Here is a 591-nt window from a genome sequence, read left to right as displayed (position 1 = left end):
ATTACACAACGAGGTAAAGGTGTAGCCGTTGTTCTTGACGTTGCGGAGTATGAAGCAATGCAAGAGAAAATCGAATTACTTGAAGAAATGCGTACTGCAGAAGCTCAATTGGCTGCAGGTTTGGGTGTATCAAACGAAGATGCTCGTTCACAAGTTCTGGGACGCATCATCAAATGAAAGTAGTTTGGTCACCTCTAGCGTTACAAAAACTGGGTGATGCCGCAGAGTTTATTGCTTTGGATAACCCATCAGCTGCAGAAAAGTGGGTGAATGATGTGTTTGACAAAACGGAATTGCTCGGCTCAATGCCAGAAATGGGCCGCATGGTTCCTGAAATGCCTCATACGAACTACCGTGAAATAATTTTTGGCCATTACCGTATTATTTATAGTTTGGGCCTCGAAATACGTGTTCTAACAGTCCGTAACTGTCGTCAATTGCTCACGGAACATGATGTGTGAAACTGTGTTATAACAAACGCTTCAAGAGGGACAGCCAACGCGTGGCATTTTTGCTATGCGTTGGTTTTTGTGGTTACGGTGTTATGCAGTAAGTTGGTAGTGGCGTTGGCTGCCCCTTAAGCGGGCGTTA

The 591-nt window shown here is 44.7% G+C and carries 2 protein-coding genes; both read left to right on the top strand.

Features of this window, described 5'->3' with window-relative positions:
- Positions 1-177 (top strand): type II toxin-antitoxin system prevent-host-death family antitoxin (locus tag UF06_RS00105; RefSeq protein WP_045568621.1); only part of this gene is annotated, 177 nt, incomplete at its 5' end.
- Entirely contained in the window at positions 174-461 is a 288-nt protein-coding gene (locus tag UF06_RS00100; RefSeq protein WP_017049660.1) for a type II toxin-antitoxin system RelE/ParE family toxin, read from the top strand. The genes UF06_RS00105 and UF06_RS00100, both read left to right, overlap by 4 nt.
- Positions 462-591 lie beyond the last annotated feature (130 nt).

The sequence above is a fragment of the Vibrio sp. S234-5 genome (genome assembly GCF_000960595.1).
Lineage (GTDB): Bacteria > Pseudomonadota > Gammaproteobacteria > Enterobacterales > Vibrionaceae > Vibrio.
The sequence above is the reverse complement of the archived record's forward strand: the minus strand, read 5'-3'. Positions and strand labels throughout refer to the sequence as shown.